This window comes from Shewanella khirikhana (assembly GCF_003957745.1).
GTDB lineage: Bacteria > Pseudomonadota > Gammaproteobacteria > Enterobacterales > Shewanellaceae > Shewanella > Shewanella khirikhana.
The window spans coordinates 4686041-4707536 of the sequence record NZ_CP020373.1; the positions used below are offsets into that span (position 1 = coordinate 4686041).

At 57.7% G+C, this 21496-nt stretch carries 21 protein-coding genes; 13 read left to right on the top strand and 8 right to left on the bottom strand.

Annotation, left to right across the window (positions count from 1 at the left end; all coding sequences use genetic code 11):
- Positions 1 to 18 precede the first annotated feature (18 nt).
- Positions 19 to 309 (top strand): helix-hairpin-helix domain-containing protein, encoded by a 291-nt coding sequence (locus STH12_RS20535; RefSeq protein ID WP_126169263.1) that lies wholly within the window; start codon positions 19 to 21, stop codon positions 307 to 309.
- Between the two features lie 118 nt (positions 310 to 427).
- Here the strand turns inward: STH12_RS20535 and STH12_RS20540 are convergent, their stop codons facing one another.
- The 3 genes from STH12_RS20540 to STH12_RS20550 are packed head-to-tail and all read right to left on the bottom strand — an operon-like array spanning position 428 to position 3426.
- Positions 428 to 1033: a TlpA family protein disulfide reductase gene (locus STH12_RS20540; protein WP_126169264.1), complete on the bottom strand. Its 606-nt coding sequence runs from the start codon at positions 1031 to 1033 to the stop codon at positions 428 to 430.
- 9 nt (positions 1034 to 1042) lie between these two features.
- Positions 1043 to 1462: a cytochrome c-type biogenesis protein gene (locus STH12_RS20545; protein WP_126169265.1), complete on the bottom strand. Its 420-nt coding sequence runs from the start codon at positions 1460 to 1462 to the stop codon at positions 1043 to 1045.
- Positions 1459 to 3426, bottom strand: a complete 1968-nt coding sequence (locus STH12_RS20550) for a heme lyase CcmF/NrfE family subunit (protein ID WP_126169266.1) — start codon at positions 3424 to 3426, stop codon at positions 1459 to 1461. The genes STH12_RS20545 and STH12_RS20550 overlap by 4 nt, the downstream gene beginning before the upstream one ends.
- Positions 3427 to 3795: 369 nt before the next feature.
- Between STH12_RS20550 and STH12_RS20555 the strand changes: the two genes are divergently transcribed.
- The 11 genes from STH12_RS20555 (at position 3796) to STH12_RS20605 (ending at position 14472) form a co-directional block, all read left to right on the top strand.
- Entirely contained in the window at positions 3796 to 5841 is a 2046-nt protein-coding gene (locus tag STH12_RS20555) for a cytochrome c3 family protein (protein WP_126169267.1), read from the top strand.
- Positions 5842 to 5888: 47 nt separating this feature from the next.
- On the top strand, positions 5889 to 6329 hold the full coding sequence (locus tag STH12_RS20560; RefSeq protein WP_126169268.1) for a rhodanese-like domain-containing protein: 441 nt from the start codon (positions 5889 to 5891) through the stop codon (positions 6327 to 6329).
- Between the two features lie 29 nt (positions 6330 to 6358).
- Positions 6359 to 7102 carry an FKBP-type peptidyl-prolyl cis-trans isomerase gene (locus STH12_RS20565; protein WP_126169269.1) on the top strand — a complete coding sequence of 248 codons (744 nt, stop codon included), beginning with the start codon at positions 6359 to 6361 and terminating at the stop codon, positions 7100 to 7102.
- A 44-nt stretch (positions 7103 to 7146) separates the two neighbouring features.
- Positions 7147 to 7833, top strand: a complete 687-nt coding sequence (locus tag STH12_RS20570; protein WP_126169270.1) for a tetratricopeptide repeat protein — start codon at positions 7147 to 7149, stop codon at positions 7831 to 7833.
- Positions 7834 to 7848: 15 nt separating this feature from the next.
- The gene (locus tag STH12_RS20575) at positions 7849 to 8550 is read left to right on the top strand and encodes a 4Fe-4S dicluster domain-containing protein (protein WP_126169271.1); all 702 of its coding nucleotides are present in this window, start codon (positions 7849 to 7851) and stop codon (positions 8548 to 8550) included.
- 1 nt (position 8551) lies between these two features.
- Complete coding sequence (gene nrfD / locus STH12_RS20580; protein WP_126169272.1) at positions 8552 to 9499, top strand: NrfD/PsrC family molybdoenzyme membrane anchor subunit; 948 nt, start codon at positions 8552 to 8554, stop codon at positions 9497 to 9499.
- 103 nt (positions 9500 to 9602) lie between these two features.
- Positions 9603 to 10088 (top strand): nitrous oxide reductase accessory protein NosL, encoded by a 486-nt coding sequence (locus tag STH12_RS20585; RefSeq protein ID WP_126169273.1) that lies wholly within the window; start codon positions 9603 to 9605, stop codon positions 10086 to 10088.
- A 1-nt stretch (position 10089) separates the two neighbouring features.
- Positions 10090 to 11493 carry a nitrous oxide reductase family maturation protein NosD gene (gene nosD, locus STH12_RS20590; protein WP_164551268.1) on the top strand — a complete coding sequence of 468 codons (1404 nt, stop codon included), beginning with the start codon at positions 10090 to 10092 and terminating at the stop codon, positions 11491 to 11493.
- Positions 11483 to 12244: an ATP-binding cassette domain-containing protein gene (locus tag STH12_RS20595; RefSeq protein ID WP_164551269.1), complete on the top strand. Its 762-nt coding sequence runs from the start codon at positions 11483 to 11485 to the stop codon at positions 12242 to 12244. The genes nosD and STH12_RS20595 overlap by 11 nt, the downstream gene beginning before the upstream one ends.
- A complete protein-coding gene (locus STH12_RS20600) occupies positions 12244 to 13062 on the top strand; it encodes an ABC transporter permease (protein ID WP_126169276.1) in 819 nt (272 codons plus the stop codon). Before STH12_RS20595 ends, STH12_RS20600 begins: the two co-directional genes overlap by 1 nt.
- A gap of 129 nt (positions 13063 to 13191) precedes the next feature.
- Positions 13192 to 14472 carry a winged helix-turn-helix domain-containing protein gene (locus STH12_RS20605; RefSeq protein ID WP_126169277.1) on the top strand — a complete coding sequence of 427 codons (1281 nt, stop codon included), beginning with the start codon at positions 13192 to 13194 and terminating at the stop codon, positions 14470 to 14472.
- A gap of 32 nt (positions 14473 to 14504) precedes the next feature.
- Here STH12_RS20605 and STH12_RS20610 read toward each other — a convergent pair whose 3' ends face one another.
- From STH12_RS20610 to ubiD, 3 genes are all read right to left on the bottom strand, one after another.
- Entirely contained in the window at positions 14505 to 15377 is an 873-nt protein-coding gene (locus STH12_RS20610) for a substrate-binding periplasmic protein (protein ID WP_218567765.1), read from the bottom strand.
- A 15-nt stretch (positions 15378 to 15392) separates the two neighbouring features.
- Positions 15393 to 16091: an NAD(P)H-flavin reductase gene (gene fre / locus STH12_RS20615; RefSeq protein ID WP_126169278.1), complete on the bottom strand. Its 699-nt coding sequence runs from the start codon at positions 16089 to 16091 to the stop codon at positions 15393 to 15395.
- A 142-nt stretch (positions 16092 to 16233) separates the two neighbouring features.
- Positions 16234 to 17715, bottom strand: coding sequence for a 4-hydroxy-3-polyprenylbenzoate decarboxylase (gene ubiD, locus STH12_RS20620; protein ID WP_126169279.1), 1482 nt, complete (start codon positions 17713 to 17715; stop codon positions 16234 to 16236).
- Between the two features lie 96 nt (positions 17716 to 17811).
- Here ubiD and STH12_RS20625 point away from each other — a divergent pair, with 96 nt between their 5' ends.
- Positions 17812 to 18327, top strand: coding sequence for a hypothetical protein (locus STH12_RS20625; protein ID WP_126169280.1), 516 nt, complete (start codon positions 17812 to 17814; stop codon positions 18325 to 18327).
- Positions 18328 to 18387: 60 nt separating this feature from the next.
- On the opposite strand, the gene STH12_RS20630 is transcribed toward STH12_RS20625, so the two are convergent.
- Together STH12_RS20630 and STH12_RS20635 are read right to left on the bottom strand one after the other, a co-directional pair.
- Positions 18388 to 20718, bottom strand: coding sequence for a M4 family metallopeptidase (locus STH12_RS20630; RefSeq protein ID WP_126169281.1), 2331 nt, complete (start codon positions 20716 to 20718; stop codon positions 18388 to 18390).
- A 279-nt stretch (positions 20719 to 20997) separates the two neighbouring features.
- Entirely contained in the window at positions 20998 to 21378 is a 381-nt protein-coding gene (locus tag STH12_RS20635) for a gamma-butyrobetaine hydroxylase family protein (RefSeq protein WP_126169282.1), read from the bottom strand.
- Positions 21379 to 21496: the final 118 nt, after the last annotated feature.

Here is a 21496-nt window from a genome sequence, read left to right on the forward strand (position 1 = left end):
CCCAACCAAGGAGCCCGAATGCATCCCGCCAAGGTCGACCGTAACAAGCTGAATAAGCTCACCGACTTGCCCAATGTGGGGCCAGCCACTGCCAAAGATTTGGTATTACTGGGAATTCATCACCATGATGAGCTGAAGGGGCAAGATCCGCTGATGTTGTATTTGCGGCTGTGCGACCTCACAGGGCAGCGGCACGATCCTTGTGTACTTGATGTGTTTATGTCGTTGGTGGCTTTCAGTGAGGGGGATGACCCCAGGCCATGGTGGGATTACACCGAGGCGCGCAAAGCGCGATATCCAGAGATTTAGAAAAAGCCTTTCCCGCCGGAAAGTCGGCGTGCATGGCGGGAAAGGGGCACAACACTCTTTGGGTGGAGGAACCCGAAAAGACTCTTGCCTAGCAGGGTGGTTTGCAGGGAACCAGTTTTTAGACGGAAGGGGTTTCCATCAGGGTTTGTAGTTGCTCGCCGGTATACTTGTGGCCGAGCGCGCGCAAAAACGCCTCGGACTCCTTATCGCTCCAGTCAAGGAAACCTCGGACAAAGCCCACAAGGTTTCCTTCACCATCAAATACATAGGTTGCCGGTACCACGTTGGCGGGCATGATGGCCTCCACCTTCAACTGTGGGTCGAACCAGCTTTGATATTGCTCCAGCCCATGGCGGCTCAAAAAGGCCGGAATGCCGGACGGATCTTCATCCAGCGACAGCGGCACTATTTCGATGGGCGCATCGATGAGCTGGGTTTGCAGCGCCTGCAGCGCCGGCATTTCCCGAAGGCAGGGGGCACACCAACTGGCCCACAGGTTCAGCACCACCAGTTTACCCTGATGCTCATCCAGGCGTTTGGCGTTGCCATCGATATCGGCAAAGCGAATATCCGGGATGCTGCGGGCACGGCTGAGTTCCACAAACCCTGTCATCACCATGGGCTTGGCCAGCGGCTCGCCTGTGTCATAGGCCTTGTGTTGCAGGTTTCCGGCAGCCATGGCCGCGCTGCCAAACAGGCTCAGAATAATCAGCAAGATACGCATAGTTGTTCCTTATTGGGTTCGGGTGAGCCGGGTGAAGTTGGGCCTCAGGGCCAGTAATATCAGCCCCAAAAACAGCAGCACAGGCGCGCCCCACAGCAGCGCTGTGCCGAGGGTGAGTTTGGGCTGATAACGGATCTGCTCACCGTATCTTTGGGTCATAAAATCGAGAATTTGCTCGCGGCTCTGACCCTGTTCCAGCATCAGGTAAATCTGTGCCTTGAGTTCGCTGGCAATAGCGGTTTCCGACTCAAACAGATTCTGATTGGTGGCCATGGGGCAGCGCAGTTCTTTGGCGATATCCATGGCGAGGCTGAGCCTATCTGTACCCTTTGAGCTGGCCACAGCATGGCCCTGGGCGGCACAGGCGCTTTGCTGCGGCGCCATTGCCAGCAACATGAATAACATCAGCGGCAAAAACAGCAACTTCATAAAACCTCCCCGGATATGGCTGGTGGTGAAGAGTGCACGGCCTGTGTTGAAGGGCGCGCTGAGCAGCCCTTTGCGCCTGCGGTGACTCGCCGGCCGGCAAGCGCCAGACACCTGATCAGAACTGGCAGCAGTACCGCCAGCATCATCAAGGCGCCGCCCAGCCATATCCAGCTCACCAGCGGCTTGATGGACAGGCGGATGAGATAGGTGTTTTCATCGAGTTTCTGCCCCATGGACACATAAAAGTCCTGCCACAGACCATGGCTGATGCCTGCCTGGGACATTTCCATGCCATTGCTTTTGAAGCTTTGACGCTGTGGCAGCAGCCACAGGATGCGCTCGCCTTCGGCATTGAGCAGCTCAATTTGGCCTTCAATGGCTTGGAAGGCGCGGGTTTCCACCCGGGCGGTTTCGCGGTAAACAAAGCTGTAGTCGCCGCCCAGACTGGTGATGGTTTTGCCTGTGTCCGGCCCCATTCGCAGCACGGCTTCGGTTTCGTACTGACTGACAAAGGTGGCGCCAAGGATGCTGATAGCTACGCCAATGTGGGCCAGTCGCGCCCGGGAGCCCGGGCGTTTGCGGGCCTGGCGCCACAACGACAGCTCGGCAAGGATTAGCCAGCAGGCGGCGCTCATGCCAAGCAGCGCCCAGATATCAGAGTCCGGCCGCTCAGTGGCTATCAAGCCAAGCGGCAAGAGCATCGCCAGTGCGGCGGCCAGCCATCGCTGGGATGCCGAGCCAAACCAGCGCCAGCCCATCAGCAGGGCCGCCAGCCACACCAGCGGCACAAACACACTGTTGAAGTAGGGGGCGCCCACGGAAATTTTGCCAAGGCCGCTCAGTTCATAAAGCAGCGGATACAGGGTGCCAAGCAGTACGGTCAGCGCCGCTGTGCTGAGGCTGACGATGCCGAGGGTCAAGGTCAGCGATTGCCGGTTCGCGGCTTGCCCGGATTGATGACCGGATTGATAGCCAGAATGGCGCAGGGCAAATAACCACAGTGCAGGTATGAGACAGGCGCCAATCAGCGCCAGCAGACTCGTACCGCGCTCCGGGGAGCTGGCAAAGGCATGCACAGATTGCACTATGCCGGAGCGCACCAAAAAGCTGCCCAGCAAACAGGTACCAAAGGCGGCAATGGCCAGCAGCTGAATAGCGCGTCCGGTTACAGATACGCCCTTGCCACAAAGGCTGTGCAGCAGCGCAGTGGTCAGCAGCCAGGGGATAAAGGCTGCGTTTTCAACCGGATCCCAAAACCACCAACCGCCCCAGCCAAGCTCGTTATAGGCCCACCAGGACCCCAGCACATTGCCACCGGTCAAAAACAGCCAGCCAAGCAGGGTCAGGGTACGCAGTTGTTTGCGTGCCGCTGGCTGCTGCGCCGCCGTGGGTGGTTGCCAAAGCGCGGCCAGCACGGCCACAAAAATCAGGCATAAAAACACATAACCGATAAACAGCATCGGCGGGTGCAAAATCAGCCCTATATCCTGCAATACCGGGTTAAGGTCACGGCCTTCGGCTGGCACCCCCGGCAGTAATCGGGCAAAGGGGTTGGCCGAAAACACTATCACCAGGCCGAAACCGGCCAGCAGCCATTGGCTTAGCCCCAACCCTGGCTGGGATTTGAAAAACATCACCGCAAACAGCCCAAGCAAGCCAGCCCATAGCAGCAGTGAGCCCTCATGGCTGCCCCAAAGTGCTGCCACCTTGAAAACCGGTGGCAGCCCAGAGTTGGAATGGTTGGCCACATAGGCCACCGAAAAGTCATCTGTGAGGAAGCACAGCGCCAATATCAGCATGGCACCCAGCCACAGCGTCGCACCCATCCAGGCCAGCGTCTGGGACAGCTGACATAAGTAGCGGGTGTATCTGGGTTGCCATTGGCCACTGACCATCAGGCAGCCGCCTCCCAGCCCCACTGTAGTGGCGAGAATAAGCAGATAGTGTCCGATTTCGGCAAGCATAAAGGTGCTCTGGTGTTTGCAGGTGAGGGCACCTTAACGGCAAATCGTCGGGGGAAATGTGATCCCTCTCAAGGGCGAAATCGGCTGTGTTTTTTTTCAGTTTTCAAGGGGGTATTCATAAGTTTTGAGAACTCAAAAAAGGCATTTTTACATCTGAATTGATGTGATCCTGCTGCAGCTAACATTAAGAAAAATAATGAAATTTACCTTTTTGACAATTCCTGAGATATAAGCCGTTTTCCAGTGTGCGCCAGCGCAGATTTTTTCCCTTCACTCCCACTCATTATGGCCTCGCTCAAGTCGTTGACCGCTCTGGCAAGTGCGCCGGGGCGGCAAGAAAACAAACAAAGATGATGAGAGGAGAGTGTGATGAAACCATGGAAATCCAGGACGGCACTGTCAGTGCTGTTAAGCCTGGGTAGCGTCGCCTTATCCGGCGCTGCCGTTGCGGCCTCTGAAGGGGACCCGGGCTATGGCAATAAGAACATGGGCAAGTCTGCCCAGAAGGTCATTGCCAATCCGGATCTGACCGAAGAAAGCAAGGGCGTGAAAACCCTGCAGGACTACATTGTTCAGGAAAAAGAGCTGTTTGACTTCCTGTTCCAGAACCACCCTGTATTCAAGTACGCCGAAGAAGGCCGTATCAAGGGGACCTACCGTATTTCTGACCGGGGTGAAGAATACCTCGATCAGGGCAATAGCCAGAAATACAGTGAGCGCGTTGGCCGCCCAATGGCGGTGCAATACCGTTTGGGTGCCAAGTCGATTCTTGATTATCCCAACAAGTTTGTTGGCCCCGAGAAGTGCGGTGAGTGTCACGCGGTGCAGTACGAGAAGTGGAAACGCTCCCGTCACGCCAAGACTATCCGCTTCCCGGGCGATCACCCTGAGGTGGATAACGACCTCAAGCAAAAAATGTATGGCTCAGAGGCATCTATCCTGCCTGATGGCGTGACCGCCGAAGCCATTTACGCCACCGTGGGTACACCACGTACCAAGTACGGCTTTATCGACAGCTATCTGGTGCGCGGCAGCTACCACATCAAAGATGGTCTGCTCAAAGACGGCACCGGCACCCTGGTGGCGGGCGGTAACCAGTTTTCCCGTGGCTGGGCCGAATGGCTGACCCCGGAAATGGCCAAGAAAATCAACAAGGCGATTCCTGGCTTCCCAACCGAAATGAAGGACTTTGGCGCCAGTGGCTCCCACCAGTGGGGCATGACCTCCTATGGTGCCAAGTACGAAAAAGACTTCCTGTTCCAGCCTGCCAGTTCCTACTGCGAGGTGTGCCATACCTTTAAGTTTGACTTCCAGAGCAAGGATGAATTCTTAAGCGCCCTGGGCGACCCCAAGAAGCTGCAGGAACACACCATCAGTAAAGGTATCGCCTGTGAAGAGTGTCACGGCGCCGGTGGTCACCTCGACGGCGGTGTGGGCGGCGGTATGCCATCCAACTGTGAACGTTGTCACCAGCGGTTCAACTTTATCGATGAACTGGCAGACACCCCACAGGGCAAGGAAAAGATGGAGTACGCCTTCAACGTGAAGATGAAGTCGGCCTGTCCATCCTGTGGTACCGAAGGCTCGCAAATGTTCATGTCGGCTCACTACGACAAGGGCATGCGCTGCGCTACCTGTCACGACCCTCACGAAGTGACCGGCAACGATTGGCAGTCAGGCTTCACCAAGCCAACCCTCAAGAAAGAATGTACCGACTGTCACACAGTGCAGGCGGAAGTGGCCAAAAACACCGACACCCACAGCAACAGCACCTGTACCAGCTGTCACATGCCCAACATGGGCAGCTGTGAGAACTTCACCGCCATTCAGTATCCGGATCAGGCCGGTTTCGATGCGGTGCGTAAGTCTCACCTGTGGAAGATTGACGTGAGCCCTGACCGCAAGACCCTCAACCCACCGGAAGGCAAGCCACGGGAATCCACCACCAAGGGCTGGACTGTGGCCCAGGACGAGAACGGCCATGGCTACCTCGACCTGATGTGGAGCTGTGCCCGTACTGCGATTTCCGACCACTCAGTGGTGGAAGGCAAGGGCTGTCACAGCCAGTTCCAGTCTGAGCTGGAAGTTGGCCTGCACTTCGAAGACCAGATGGAAATCTACGGCGAAGTGATGAAGTGGCAGACCCCGGTGAAAGAGGTGTTCGAGAAGGTGGAACAGGCACTGGTACGCATCGACAAACTGATGGAAGTGACTGTGCTGAACGTGGATGACAAGACCCAGGTATTGCTGCTGACCGACAAGGCCCGCGATACCGTCGACATGGTCCGTAAAGACGGTTCATGGGGTGTTCACGGCCCACGCTATATCCAGAAACGTCTGGATGCGGCCCTGACCTACGTCACCCAGGCCCAGAACATTCTGGATGCCAGCGGCACTACCGCCAAAACCCTGTAATACCCAAGGCCCCCGGCTAAGGTCGGGGGCAGCAAGAGAGGATGCTGATGCGAAACCCAAGCCTGTATCTGTGGCCGGCGCTGCTGGCGCTTGGCGCCCCCTTTGTCCTGACCAGTGAGTGTCAGGCAGGCGGTGGCGGCGAGCTTAAACCCGCAGTGCGCTACGAGGCCGAGCTTAACCAGATCTCCATGATGGAGGCCGAGTCACTGCTCGGTCAGCCCAATGTGCACTTCTTCGATGTGAACACCCTGGAAATCTGGGCCGATGGCTACCTGCCCGGCGCCGTGTTTTTCAACGTGCGCGACTGGCAGAAGCTGCTGCCCGCAAACAAGAGCGCCACTCTGGTGTTCTATTGCGCCAACCGCCTGTGCACCGCCAGCGTGCTGGCTGCGCGGGAAGTGATGAAGCTTGGCTACACAGATGTGCGCCAGATGCCTGACGGGGTCTATGGCTGGCGCATTTCCGGCAGGCCGGTGGAAAAGCCCTGATCCCCTTTTTGCTTTTGGAGAAAGTAGTAATGAAATCAATCCAGTTCAAATTTAAAACCCTCACCCTGGCCCTGTCTGGAGTGTGTCTTTCACTGTCTGTTGCTGCCGCCGATGCCCCTGCGGATGAGTCCTATGCGCTGGGCGCCTCTGTGGGCAGCTATGTGTCCAATCAGCTCTATCAACATGCCGAACTTGGTGAAAACGCCGAGGTGGCCAAGGTGATTGAAGGCTTCGTCGATGCCCTCAAAAACCAAAGCAAACTCAGCGATGACGTCATTGTTGGCCTTTTGAACGACAGAGCCGAGCGGCTGAACACTGCCCGTGACGCCAAACTGGCCGAGCTTGCCGCCGAGCAAAAGGCCCGCAGCGAGGCGTTTTTGGCCTCCAACGCAAGCAACGCTAAGGTCACCACCCTGGAGTCTGGGGTGCAGCTGGAGATGCTCAGCGAAGGTAAGGGTGAGCAGCCCAAGCCTGAGGATGTGGTCACAGTGAAATACCGCGGCACCTTAAGCGACGGCAGGGAGTTTGAGAACACCGGCGACACCCCGGCACGCTTTGCGCTGATGACGGTGATCCCGGGGCTCGAGCAGGGTATCCGTCAGCTGCGCGAAGGCGGCAAGGCGAAAATCCTGATCCCCGCCGACCTCGCCTACGGCAAGGACGGTGCCGGAGTCATTCCGCCCGAGGCAGCGGTGATGTTCGAACTTGAACTGGTCAAAGTCGAACAGCCTGGCAAGGGTGACCACGGCGCCATGATGGGCATGGGTCACTGAGGCGCGGATGAGTCATTGAGTTTGGTAACCCGAAGGATGTTGTCATGACGCTGCTGATAGTGCTCATCGCCATAAGTTTGCTGGTCCCTGCCGCGCTGGCATTCGGTCATCTGCGTGCCAGCGCCGGGGGCGAGGCCACCGACGCCTGGCTGCCCATCTCCCTGGTGTGCCTGTTGCTGCCGCTGGCGGCAGCCATGTACGCCGGGCAGGGGGCCTTTGGGCAGTGGCAAACGGCAAGAGTAGATGAGCGTATCGACTATCAGCTGGCTGGCCGTATCACAGAGGCGCGCCGCGAGCTGGAAGCCCGGCCCGGCGATGTCGTAGTGATGCGAAAGCTCGCCGGACTTTACAGCGAGGGCAGCCGCTACAGTGAGGCCGCGAGTCTGTGGCAGCAAGTGCGTTTGCTTGAAGGGGAAAAGAGCGAACTTTTCACCCGCGAAGCCGAGGCACTCTACTACCGTGATGGCCGCATCTTAAGCCAAACCAGCTCTGGGCTTATCGCCCGCGCCCTGGCTATCGACCCCTTTGATTTGCAAAGCCGCCTGCTGCTGGCCACCGCCTTTTATCAGGCCGGTGCCTTCAGTGCCGCCCGAGGGCAGTGGCAATGGCTGCTGGACAGCAACGTAGGGGAAACCAGGCGCGAGGCCATAGAACGCGCAATTGCCCGTGTCGATGCCCGTATCGAGGCTCGTGTCGAAGCCAGGCTGAAAGATAACAGGGTCAATCCATGACCCGAGGAGGAATGTGTGAGTGAACATCTATCGCGGCGCCGGTTTTTGATCGGTGCCTGCTCGGCAGCCCTGCTGCCCATGGGATGTACCAGCCGCGAGGACGCCGAAACCGGCGGCCACAAGCCGCACTACGTAATGGTGTTCGACCAGAACAAGTGTGTCGGCTGCGGCGAATGTAAAACTGCCTGCAATCAGGCTAATGGCTTGCCCGAAGGCCAGTCGCGGCTGTTGCTTGAGCAGCAGTCCGGCCGGGTGGAAGGTAAGCCTTGCCCCCACTGCGGCAAGCTCAAGTGTGACTGCGAGCGCAAGTTCGTGCGGGTGTCCTGCCAGCAGTGTAAGGACGCGCCCTGCGTGACCGTATGCCCCACCGGCGCCGCCATGCGTGACCCGGCTACCGGCGTGGTCACCATGGATGAAGGCAAGTGTGCCGGCTGCAAGTATTGCATCGGTGCCTGCCCCTACAACGCGCGCTTTATCAACACGGCAACCAAGGTGGCCGATAACTGCGACTTCTGCCTCGAAAGCCGCCTGTCGAAAGGACTGCTGCCCGCCTGCGTGGAGAGCTGCCGTCACGACGCGCTGGTGTTTGGCGACATCAATGACCCGGACTCTTACGTCAGCAAGCTGCTGGCGGTGAAAGACTCGGTCAGGATCAAGCCACACCTTGGCACCGAGCCGAGCCTGCGTTACATCCCCATTGTGAAAACAGGAGTCTGACATGGACGGAAGCATTGCTTTTACCCTCGGGCTGTCTGAAGGGGTCGCCTGGCCCTGGCCCATCGCGGTGTACCTGTTTTTCGCCGGGATCTCCGGTGGCGCCCTGACCATTGCTCTGGGGCTTAGGCTCTACAAGGGCCAGAGCGGCAACACGCCACTGCTGAAGGCGGCCAGCATTACCGCGCTGGTCACCATAGGTCTGGGGATGTTGTGTCTGGTGCTGGATTTGACCAACCCGCTGTTTTTCTGGCGAATTCTGGTGTTCTACAACCTGAACTCGGTCATGTCCATCGGGGTGATTGCCCTGTGCGCCTATATGCCGCTGCTGGCGTTGGTGTGTTTGATTGCCCTGAAAGAAGAGCTTAAGTACCTGCCCATGGGCGCCATGCTCACCGGCATTGCTGCCAGGCTTGAAGGTCAGCGCCGGCCGATGGAAATCGCGCTCTTGGTACTCGCGGTATCCGTGTGTGCCTACACCGGCTTTCTGATCTCGGCGCTTATTCGCTTCCCCATCATCAACACCTCGGTACTGCCGGCGCTGTTTGTGGCATCCGGTCTGTCGGCGGGTGCGGCGGCGGCCAAGATGGTGGCGGTGCGCTTCTTCAATGAAGATTTGCACAGCAGTGACATGAAGCTCTTACATGGTGCCGAGTGGCCGATTATGGCCGCCGAAGCCCTGTTCCTGTTCATGATCATAGTGTCGCTCGCCACAGGTAATGCCGGTGCCCAGATGGCCTTTGCCGCCTTTAACGGCGGTGACTGGTCGATGCTGTTCTGGCTTGGTGTGGTTGGGGTCGGCTTTGTGCTGCCGCTGCTGCTTAACTTCGCCACCGGCAAACGCTTCAGCCACTCTGCCCAGGCGTTTTACCTGGGTGGGCTGTGTGCGGTCAGCGGCATGATGTGTCTCAGGCTCTTCATCCTGTATGCGGGCCAAAGCTATGCGATCTGATAAACAGAGCGCTTAACGTCTGCGTTGTAAAACTGGCCGCCGCCCCATCTCATCTCCGTGTCGGGCGGCGGCTTTTAAGGAACCCTTTCATCCGGAGCCAGCCATGAAAAAACTGCTGATTGCTGCCCTTATCCCTTTGCTCAGTGCCTGTTTTTCTGATGTCACCGCCACCGATCTGCGCCCCGAGCCATTGCACGACCATGACCGCTGCCACCTGTGCGGCATGATGATCACCAAGTACCCCGGCCCCAAGGGGCAGGTGATACTGAATGACGGCGAGACCCGTCCGCGTTTCTGCTCCAGCCGCGACATGTTCAACTATGTGCTGCAGCCTGAGAATGGCCGCCGTACCCTGGCGTTGTTTGTCCACGACATGGGCGCAACCAACTGGGAAACGCCGGACGACAGCACTTTTATCGACGCCAAGAGCGCCTTTTATGTGTATGGCACCAGCAAGAAGGCGGTTATGGGCCCGGCAGTGGCGCCCTTTGCCAGCCGTGAAGCGGCCGAGAAGTTTGCCGCCGACTTTGGTGGCCGGGTGCTTGGCTTCGATGACATCACCCTCGAGCTGCTCAAAGGCGAGGATTGAGATGGCAACCCGGCAGGGGGGCTTGTTGGCGCTTGGCCTGAGCTTGTCCTTTGGTCTGCTGTTGCCTTTTTACCTAAGCGCTGACGAGAGGGCTTCAGGCATCCCCACAGCCACCCCGGCAAGTTTCAGGGTGATGTTGGCGCAAAAGCCTGCAACTCTGCTGCTTGATGAGGGCCGCTACGCCTGCGGCGATACCATCGACTTCCCAATTGATCTTATCGCCCAAACCCCGGGCAAGGTGCTGTTTGACTGCGGCGGTGTCGGCTCGGGGCTCATTATCGCCGCGAGCGATATAACCCTGGATGGCATCCAGTTTCGCGGCGTCGGCGGCTCGCTTCTGAGTCGTGACGCTGCGGTGCAACTGCTGCCCGGTGCCCATAGAGTGACGCTCGCCAATCTCAATATCGAGGCCGCAGGCTACGGTATTCATGCAGAAGATGCTGATTTTATTGAGGTTCACCACAGCCGCATTCGCGGTGATGCCAGTTTGCACCTGCTCGATAGGGGCGATGGCATTCATCTGAAAGGCGGTAAGGGGGCGCGCATAGCCCATAACCGCATCAGCGAGGTGCGTGACGGCATTTACCTTGAAAGCACCCAGGGCAGTGAAGTGATTGCCAACCGTATGAATTCGTTGCAATACGCCGTGCACACCATGTACAGCCGAGGTGAGCGGATAAGTCGCAATTGGGCTGAGGATGTGCTCGGTGGCTATGCGCTGATGAGTTCACAGGCGCTGCAACTTGCCGAAAACGCAGTGCATAACGCCGTCGATTTTGGGGTGCTTTTGAATGTCACCGAGGACGCCCATGTACGCGGCAATCTGGTGAAGGGCAGCACGGCTAAAGCTGAAACCAGCCTGGGCGCCAGCATGGAAATTTTCAGTGTCGGCAAGGGGCTTTTTATCTACGATGCCAAAAACAATCTGATTGAAAATAATCACTTTATTGATGGCGATGTCGGCGTTGCCATTGCCATGGGGGCGGAGGCAAACCGCTTTCATGGCAATGTTATCGCGGGCAATGGCGAGGAGCTGCGCTACACGGGCACAGTCGCCATGGACTGGAGTGAGCAGGGGCGGGGCAATTTCTGGGGTGGGCATTCGGGTCTGGATCTCGACGGCAATGGCATAGGTGATGCGCCTTATCGGCCAAACGATCGCTTCGATCGGCTGTTTCTCATCTACCCCGAAGCCAGACGGTTGATGCAAAGCCCACTGGTTATGCTGCTTAAGTCCATGTCCGAAGCGCTGGCGCTGGAGCGGGGAGAAGGAGTGACCGACCCCTATCCGCTGATGAGCGCGCCGCCGCTGACCTTGCATACTCAAGTTCAAGCTCAAGTTCAACATGATGATGAGCAGCCTCCATCTTCCCTTCCCGTCACGGAGTATCGCCATGCTGATTGATGCGCAGCAACTGGGTTATTGCAGGCCAGCACGCGGCCAGTCCCTGACGGCACGGCTGTTTAAGGCCCGCCGCGCCAGCGCGACCAGTGCCCTCGACGGGGTGAGCTTTACCCTTGAGGCCGGTGAACTGCTGGCTCTCGTTGGTCATAACGGCGCCGGTAAATCCACCCTGATAAAGCTGCTGCTGGGGCTGATTGCGCCAACCAGTGGCCGTCTTCAGGTGCTGGGGCAAACGCCCCGGCGTGGCATGGCCGGGGTTGGTTATCTGCCGGAGCATTGCAGGCTCTACCCCAGGCTGTGCGCCGCTGAGTTGTTGTCGCTGTTTGCCCGTGCCAAAGGTGCATCCAAAACCGAGGTTGATGAGCTTATCGACGCCTTCAGGCTGCAAGCCATTTTGCATCAGCCGAGTATGAGCCTGTCGAAGGGGCAGTTGCAGCGCCTGGCGCTGGCCTTGGCGCTCCTTGGCAAACCCGGGTTATTGCTGCTTGATGAACCCACCACCGGGCTTGACCCCGGCGCCTGCGATTTTATGTATCAGCGGCTGGATGCGCTTAAGCGAGGCGGCACCGGCCTGGTGATTTGCAGCCATGATTTGGCGCTGCTTGAACCCAGGTGCAACAAAGCGCTGTTTATCGGCGCAGGCAAGCAGCAGGCGTTTGGCTGCATTGAAGAATTTGTGAGCCAATCGGGCGGTTTGCGGCAGGCTTACAGCCGCTTGATGGCACCTTTGGCGATGGGGGAGATGGGCTGATGACAGAGCTTATTCAGGAGCGGCGCCAAAGCTGGGTAACACCTCAGGGTTCCCGGGCGGCACCGGTGATGTTTATTGCCCGGCTGGAATGGCTTCAGGCCAGCCGGCAGCGGCTTTTTGCCATCAGTTCGCTGATGTTGCTGCTGCTGGGGCTCAGTGTTTGTTTATCCTTTTCAGCGGATAGCCGTTTGCTTGCCGAGCCAATGGCGGCGCTTAAATCCCTGAGTGCTCTGTGGGGCCTGGCACTGCCACTGATGGCGCTGATGGCCGGGTTTAAAGGCATTGCCGCCGAGCGTGAAGCAGCCACCCTGGGATTACTGCTTACCCAGCCGCTGACAGACACTCAACTGCTGCTTGGCAAGTGGCTTGGCGGCGTGTTGCCATTGCTGCTTGCCATCAGCCTGGCGGCGCTGATGACGGCGATGATTTATGGTTTTGCCAGTGACGGCGTGCCCGCTCAATTTTACCCAGGACTGCTGCGACTCTGGCTTGGCGGCGCGGCGCTGACCCTGGCCTGCCACCTCACTGCGCTTGCCATCAGTGCCTGGTGTACCAGTAGCCAGAGTGCGCTGTTTTTGGGGCTGGCCTGGTTGGGGGCGCTGCTGTTTTTGTGGGATTTGGCGCTGCTGCTGGCGCTGCTGCTCGGCGCCATTCCTGCAGCCTTGCTTGAAGGGCTGATGTATTTCAACCCGCTGAGTCTGTTTCGCGATTTTTGCGAGTTTGGGGCATTGCCACTGTGGGCGCTGTTCCTGCAGCTTGCCGCTGCGGCCACGGTTTTTCGGCTGGGACTTATTGGCTTGGGGCGCCGGGAACTGTGATCCGGCCGTAAATAAACAAAAGTGTTTGCCATACATAGACTTGATTGGGTTCGGGGTCACACATTGGCTTGAGGCTGGCCGTTAAAATGGCGGCAATGCCCTGCCTTGGGGCCGCGTTTCGGACAAGCTATGCATCAACTGACCCCATACCTGATATTTGAGCCATCGGCCAAGGTGCTGGTGGATCAGCGTGACGACAGCCAGATCCCCCTGACGTTCTCGGAAACTCAGGTGCTGGCGGCCTTGCTTGAGTCCCCGGAAACCATTCTCAGCAAAGAAGATTTGCTTGCCATTGGCTGGCCCGATCGTGTGGTGTCGATGACCTCGCTGACCCAATGTGTCAGCACCCTGCGCAAGAAGCTCGAACCCTTTCCCGAACTGCAACTGAAAACCGTGGCCCGCCGTGGTTATCAGCTGCATATTTCCCGTCAGTCCCATGTGCATATGCTGGCGCTTCACGACGGCGAAGCCATCAAGGATGCCTTGATTGGGGTGTCGCTGCGGGTCAAGCTGGCGGGCATAGTGATGCTTGGCATCATACTGGCGCTGTTTTGGTATCTGAGTGACCGCCACGCGATGATGAAAGAGGTCAGCCGTTGGCACTCGGATCGCAATATTCCTCTCAATGTGGGTGGCAGCCTCACCAATGCGGCGCTGTTTTATCTGGACGACAGCGACAGGCTGCATCCGTCGATGTGGCAGCGCCATCTGGCGCCGGAAGGTAATCAGCTCAGTGGTTATGGCGCCCTGTCAGGCTTTGCCGCCACCGATGGCCACAACTACTCCTTTGCCGTGTGTCCGGGTGAGTCGCCGCTGGACTGCGCCGGCAAGCGCATCATCAATATCACCAGCATAGGTGAAGAGCCTGCGGGCCTCAGTATGGCGGAGTTTTTGCCGCTGAGTCGGCGCATGGAAGAGCGGATCCGCTACAATAAGGTGATCCTTCCTGCCGCCCAGGGCAGTGGTGAGATTGAAGAGCATAACTTCCAGGCCGATGTGTATTTCCCTGTGGCCGGAGAACTGCTGGTGCGGGCGGATTTGAGCCTGTCGTTGGTATATGAGGGGACGGACGTCGGGCAGTTCCATGTGTCGGCCTGTATTACCGATGAGAACTGCATTACCACCCCCATCAAGTACCGGCTGCGGGGCGACTTTATCCAGTACCAGAGCCGGATAGGCGGCTTTGATGCCGATGTGTTTCAGGTGAAGGTGCGGCAAAAAACGCTGGAAAAACCGGACAATGTCAGTGACTCGGCACTGCATTTTTACCGTGAGATCCGCAAACACGATATCCGCGACGATACCCTGTATTTCTACCGCGTGTGGCAGGGTAAGGATACTGCGGTGTGGATAGTGCCGCAGATGGGCCATATTCTCGCCTGGACCCGCTACACCAAGGCGGTGCTGTAACCCTGCGGATTAAGCCAAATAGTGGCTGCTGCCTAATCCAAATACTGGCTGCGGATCTGCTGCCAGTGGCTGTTGCCATTTTCATCCGGGGTTTTGATGGCATCTATCGCGCGCTGCAGGCTATCCCGCAGCGGCGCGGGCACGTCGCGGCTGAAGGCATAGTAAAGCTCAGCTTCTTTAAGCACATACACCACTTCAAAGTCATCAAAACTCATACCGGCTTCTTTTATCAGCCAGCGGGCAACGGTTTCTTCGTAGGCCCATAAATCAATGCGGCCCCGGGCCATCATTTTCAGCAGCAGATCTGTGCTGGCATTGCTTTGCAGCCGATGATCCAGCCCCATGCTGGAGAGGGTGACTTCGCCAATGTCGTCCCGCACCACACCAATGCGATAGCGCTCCAACTCACTGACATCCTTTATCCGAATCGCGCTTTCTTTGCGGGCCAGCAGCACCAGCCTGATAGGGGAGATGGGGCCAACCCAGTGGAACAACGACTCCCGCTCCGGGGTGCGGGTGGTGGAGAACAGCACGCTGTTTTTGCCGTGCAGGGTGAGGGTGTAAGCGCGGGTCCAGGGAAACACCCGGATATTGGCGGCCTGGACCGGGCTGTCATTCTGCCGGGCCGCCGCCAGCAGCAAATCCACCGCCATGCCCTGCAACTTGCCGTTATGGGTGAAATTAAAAGGCGGGTATTCCTCGGTCATCAGGTTAAGCTCGCCGAGTGTTTCGGCGGCGCGGGGAGCACCTGTGCTAAGCAGCGTGAGCAGCACAAACGGCAACAGTTGCTTGAAGAGCCGCGCAGCATCCATGACATAAACCTCCACAGCGGTGGTCTGTACAGTGTAGTTTGCTGCGGGCCAGGCGTAAAAAATCCCGGCACCGGCCGGGATTTTCAAAATCAAAGCAAGCGCTGCGACTTATTTGATAAAGGCAAAGGCGTCGCCGTAGAGGTGCGGCTCATCCACGCCCATTTCGCGGAAAACTTCGCGAGCGGCGCCGACCATGTTGAAGCGACCGGCGATGTAGATGTCGTAGCCCACCAGGCTGATAAAGTCGGCCTTGATCTGCTCCAGTAGGTTATTGGTCTTGCCATTCCAGCCCTCGGGCGCTTCTTCCACCACAGGCACAAAGTGCATCCAGGGGTGAGCATCGTGCCACTGGCGGGCGATGGACTCGTAATACATGGCGTCCTGGGTGCGGCAGCCCCAGTAGAGGCTGGTTTCCACTTGCTGACCCAGGGCGATTTGCTGCTCGACTATGCTCTTGATGTAAGAAAAGCCAGTACCACCGGCAATCAGCAGTCGTGGACGATGGCTGTCTGCGCGCAGGAAGGCGTCGCCGCCGGGGGCTTCGATGTCGATATGGGTTTCGGTCTTGAGGCGCTCAACCACCTGCATTGGGTAGCTTTCGCTGACCGCAGCACCTATGTGCAGCTCGATAATCTCACTGTCGGGAGCCGAGGCGATGGAGAAGGGGCGCTTGTCTTTTTCGCCCATCACCACGCACAGGTATTGGCCGGCCTGAAACTCAAATGGGGTTTCCGGGGCCAGTTTGACCTGATACACGGCGTCGTTAAACGGCTGGATACTGAGAACCTTACATCGGATGCTGTTCATCTGTGTTCTTTAAAACCTCTGTGCTTTTAGGGTCCCTTTCTGCTGAAGGGTTGCTTTCAATGTTGTAAGTATTGCCGCCATCGCCGTGAGGGCAAGTGCGGCCCGGCGGGTGACGGCGTTTGCCGCCCCGCGTTTGCAATGGTTACAGTGTTGGCGCCTGATCTATGCCAAGCTCGTCCCAGATACTGTCGACCTTTTGTTTCACCGACTCATCCATCACGATTGGGGTGCCCCATTCGCGAGTGGTCTCGCCTTCCCACTTGTTGGTGGCATCCAGACCCATTTTGGAGCCCAGACCCGCCACCGGCGAGGCAAAGTCGAGATAGTCTATGGGGGTGTTGTCTATCATCACGGTATCGCGGGTCGGATCCATGCGGGTGGTGATGGCCCAAATCACGTCCTGCCAGTCGCGGCAGTTCACGTCTTCATCCACCACCACAATAAACTTGGTGTACATAAACTGGCGCAGGAACGACCAAGCGCCCATCATCACCCGCTTGGCATGACCCGGGTATTGCTTGCGGATGGAGATCACTGCCATCCGGTAGGAACAACCTTCGGGGGGCAAGTAAAAATCAACTATTTCAGGATATTGCTTGCGCAAAATCGGCACGAATACTTCGTTCAGTGCCACCCCCAGCATCGCAGGTTCATCCGGTGGACGGCCGGTGTAGGTGCTGTGGTAGATGGCGTCTTTCCTGTGGGTAATGTGGGTCACGGTAAACACAGGGAAGCTGTCGGTTTCGTTGTAGTAGCCGGTGTGGTCGCCGTAGGGACCTTCTTCGGCCATCTCGCCGGGGGCGATATAGCCCTCGAGGATGATTTCGCTGGTGGCCGGCACTTCAAGGTCGCAGGACAGCGCCTTCACCACCTCGGTACGTTCGCCGCGCAACAGGCCCGCAAAAGCATATTCGCTCATGGAGTCAGGCACAGGGGTTACCGCACCCAAAATAGTCACGGGATCTGAGCCCAGTGCTACTACTACCGGGTAGTTTTCGCCCGGGTGTTTTTCCTGGAAATCGCGGAAATCCAGCGCGCCGCCACGGTGGGACAACCAGCGCATAATCAGCTTGTTTTTGCCCAAAAGCTGCTGACGGTAGATGCCGAGGTTCTGACGCTTCTGCCGTGGACCCTTGGTGATGGTCAGGCCCCAGGTCACCAGCGGCGCAACGTCGCCGGGCCAGCAGTGCTGAATGGGCAGCTTGGTCAGGTCAACATCGTCGCCTGTCATCACCACTTCCTGACAGGGCGCCCGGCTCACTGTCTTGGGCGGCATATTCAGCGCCTGCTTGAACATGGGGATTTTGGCGATGGCATCTTTAAAGCCGCGTGGTGGCTCGGGTTCTTTGAGGAACGCCAGCAGCTCGCCCACATCGCGCAGCGCCAGCGGGTCTTCTTTACCCAGCGCCATGGCCACGCGTTTTGGCGTGCCAAACAGGTTTGCCAGTACCGGCATGCTGTGCCCCTTGGGGTTTTCAAACAGCAGCGCCGGGCCGCCCGCGCGCAGTACGCGGTCAGCGATTTCTGTCATTTCAAGATAAGGATCAACCGGATAGTCGACGCGCTTAAGCTCGCCGCACTCTTCGAGGTGGCTGATAAAGCTGCGTAAATCCTTAAAACTCATATGGAAATGCCTCGGTTTGCAAACATCCGTCGTGGCGCGCACTATACCACTATTGGCCCTTGGGCGGAATTAAAAGCGCCTGCAGCAGGAGGGGGTATGGCAACACATTGGCATTTGGCGGCGCTGCTGAGCGCGGCTCTGCTTGGCGGTATGTCGGCGGCGCAGGCTGACGGCAACCTCAGCACCTCGGTATGGGTGGGGAACCACAATGGTTTGGGGGTGAGTTATTCCAGCGGCGGCTATGGTCACTGGCGTTATCCGGGGCCTTATTGGAGCACAGGTATTGGCTGGGGCTGGCGCGATCCCTTTTACCGGGACCCCTTCTGGCGCTACAACGACAGCTGGTACTGGCAGGAGCGCGCCTGGGAGCGGGAACGCCAGGCACGGCGGGAAGAGCGCGCCGAGCGTGAGCGCCAGCGGCTGATGACCCAGCCAAGGGTGGTGCCGCCAGCCATGATCACCCGCAGCGAAGAAAAGGTTGAAGGCCTGGCAGCGTTACCGCAAAACGCGCGGGTGCTGATGGTGGATGGCAAGCCGCAGTATGAATGGCAGGGACAAAGATACAGTTTCGACTGGCAGACCCAGCGCTATATGCCCTTGAAACAAGAGTAACCCGAGCAATAAAAAACGCCGTCCAATGGACGGCGTTTTCAGTTTAAACCGTTTTACTTATCAGAAGCTTACGGTTTCGATGTCAGAGCAGCCACCGTCAGCGTTACATACCTGATAGGTATAGCTTACGCCGGTTGGAGTGCTGAAGCGGTCAACGAAGCTGTTGGCAGAAGTGGTGCCAACCAGGTTGCCGTCACGCAGTACTGAGTAAGAGCTGCTGTTACCGGTCCATTCCAGGCCAACACGGGCACTGCCGCGGCGTGAACGGTTAACCTTGGTCACAGTCAGATCCATCTCGGCTGCAGGCACTTCCACGTCGTATACCTGAGATACGGAGCTGGTGGCGCCGTCATCGTCGGTTACGGTCAGGGTGACAGTGTAGCTGCCGCTCATCAGGTACTGGTGGCTGGCGGTTTCGCCGCTGGCGCTGTCGCCATCACCGAAGTCCCAGCTCCAGGCTACTACGCTGCCGTCGGTATCGCTGGAGGTGCTGGTGAAGTTGTACAGGGCGCCGGTGTTGTCAGCGGTGAAGCTGGCCATTGGGGCTTCGTTAGGATCGGTGCTGCCACCGTCGAAGCTGCCCACCAGAGTGGTGCCGCTGTAAGCGCTGTAACCGTTCAGCATGACCCAGTAAGTGCCGGTCTGAGCAGGATCGATAGCGCAGTTTTCGTTGTTGCCGGAAGCATATGGACGGCAATCGTAGTCAGTGCTGGTTGGGTGAGCGCCAAACTTCACATAGAGGTCGGCATCGCCCGAGCCACCAGACAGGTTGAACACCAGGTTGCTGGCACCGGCAGGAACGTCCAGGGTCCAGTACTGCTTGGAACCGGCGCCGCCGCTGATGTCAGTTACGGCTACGCCGTTTTGCAGCACGTCAGCTTCTGGTGGTGGTGGTGGTGGTGGTACTTCACATGGGGTGATACCCACGGCCGCGAAGGCAGCTTCTACGTCGGCAGTGCTGTAGCCCTTATCGGAAGCCGCGCTGCGAACGCCACAGGCACCTTCATACATCAGGCTGTTGGGAGTCCAGTACACCTGGTTGGCAATAACGAACACTTCGAACGCCTTGCGGGTGTCCCAGCCAGCTGTGGTGGCCAGAGTGTAGAAGGCCTTGTTGAACACACCTGAGCTGTAGTGCACATCCAGACCATCATAGTAGTCGTCGATGTGACCGATAGACTTGCCGTCCTGGGTTGGGTCGGCCATGTAGCGCAGTGCGCCGGTGCCTTTGAAGATGTCGGCGCCGACCAGCCAGTCGTTGGTACCTTTCATAAAGAATTCGGCAGCTTCACCGGCCATATCAGAGAAGGCTTCGTTCATACCGCCAGACTGGTTGGCATACACCAGACCTGAGTTCTGCTCGGTGAAACCGTGGCTCACTTCGTGGGCAGAAACGTCCAGAGACACCAGTGGGTAGAAGTAGTTCTGACCGTCACCGAAGGTCATGGCGCTACCGTCCCAGAAGGCGTTTTCGTAGTTGTTGCTGTAGTGTACGCGCATGGTCAGCTGGAAGGTCAGCGGTGCAGTGCCGTACCACTGATCGTACATGTCATACACCACACCACCGAAGTAGTGGGCATCGTTCAGCGGCGAGTAGGCGCCGTTGATTTCTTTTACTGTGTTGCGTGGGCAGGTGTAGCTGAATGCGGTGTTGCCGGTGGTACCGTGGTTCAGGTTCACGGTTTTCACGTTGGCGTTGTTCATGGTGCAGGTATCACCATTCACTTCCACGTCCAGATTGCCGTAGGTGGTGCCGTACTCGTACTGGCCGGTCTTGATGTTACCGCCAGGGCCGGTACCTATGTCGGCATGGTTCAGGCCTTCCCAACGCTGCAGCACTTCACCTGAGTGAGCGTCTACCATGGTGAATGGACGGCTTGGGGCATCGCCATCAACCACGTAAGAGGTGATGTACACCAGACGTGGCTCCTGAGCTTTGCCGTAGAGGATGATCCATGGCTGAGCGCTGTCATTGCGGGTCTTACCGGCCTTGAGACCGTGGCCACCCTTGGCGGCTTTGGCAATGTTCAGAGCCTGATCTTTGCTCAAGGTAGGCTTGGCAAAGGCAGCATCCTTGTCGATATCGGCCAGCATCTGACCTTTGAGGTTGCTGTAGAAGCCCATTTCAGAGCGATCAGCGGCCACAGTGAAGCCATAAACAGGCACACCGTGGAAGTATTGCTGCAGACGCTCTTTTTTCAGGCCCTTGCCCAGATCGAGTTGTTTGGCGGTACGGAACTCATGGCCCGGAGCCAGTTGCAGTACACTGCCGATGTCGCCGGAGGCGGCGTGGCGCATCTTGGCCACGTCCACTACGTTGGCGGCGTAAGCTGATGTACCCAGGGTTGCCGAAACGGCGATAAACAAGAGTGAGAGTTGTTGCTTGCGCATAAGTGACTTGTCCTTGTGGTCTGGCGGCTTGGCTGCCGCAAAGCACTTCCTTTAGTCCACCGCAGGCAGTTGCCGGACGATGGTTCACAACTACATTGAAGTCGGGGTTAACCCCTTTTTCACGGATTTTTAACCCGAGAGAAACCTCATGTTATTGAGCTGTGAATGGATGAACAATTGTACGAACGCACTATACTTGCGAAGCTGAAACAGACTCCGATGCTACTTTTGGCTAGGTGGATCACCAGTTTTGACTGGCTTTTTGATAATTGGCGGAGCTTATCTGTAGCGGATTTCCATGGGGATAACCGCTTCTCTGGATCCCTTTTTAGCCCGCAGCCGCGCCAGATACTGTTCCCACAAAATTAATTGGTTAGTTGCCAGTTGGTGCAATACCTGCCACGAATAAAGTCCGGTATCATGGCCGTCATCAAACACCAATTTAACCGCGTAGTTACCTACAGGTTCAATGGCGGTGATGTTCACGGCTTTCTTATTGGTAACCAATACCGGGTTGCCATGGCCGTGTACCTCTGCCGAAGGGGAATACACCCGCAGGAACTCACAGCTCAGTTGATACTGGCTGCCGTCATCAAAACCCACTTCCAGCAGGCGAGACTTGCGTTTCAGCTTGAGGGATACAACCTGGGGATGGCTCATGGAAACTCCTGACAGTGAATAACCCGGATATGGTCGCTCGCTTTGCAGCGCTTGTGAACCCCGCAAAATAGAAAAAGGTGAGGCTGATACAGCCAAGGCCAAACAAGGTACAGCAGGG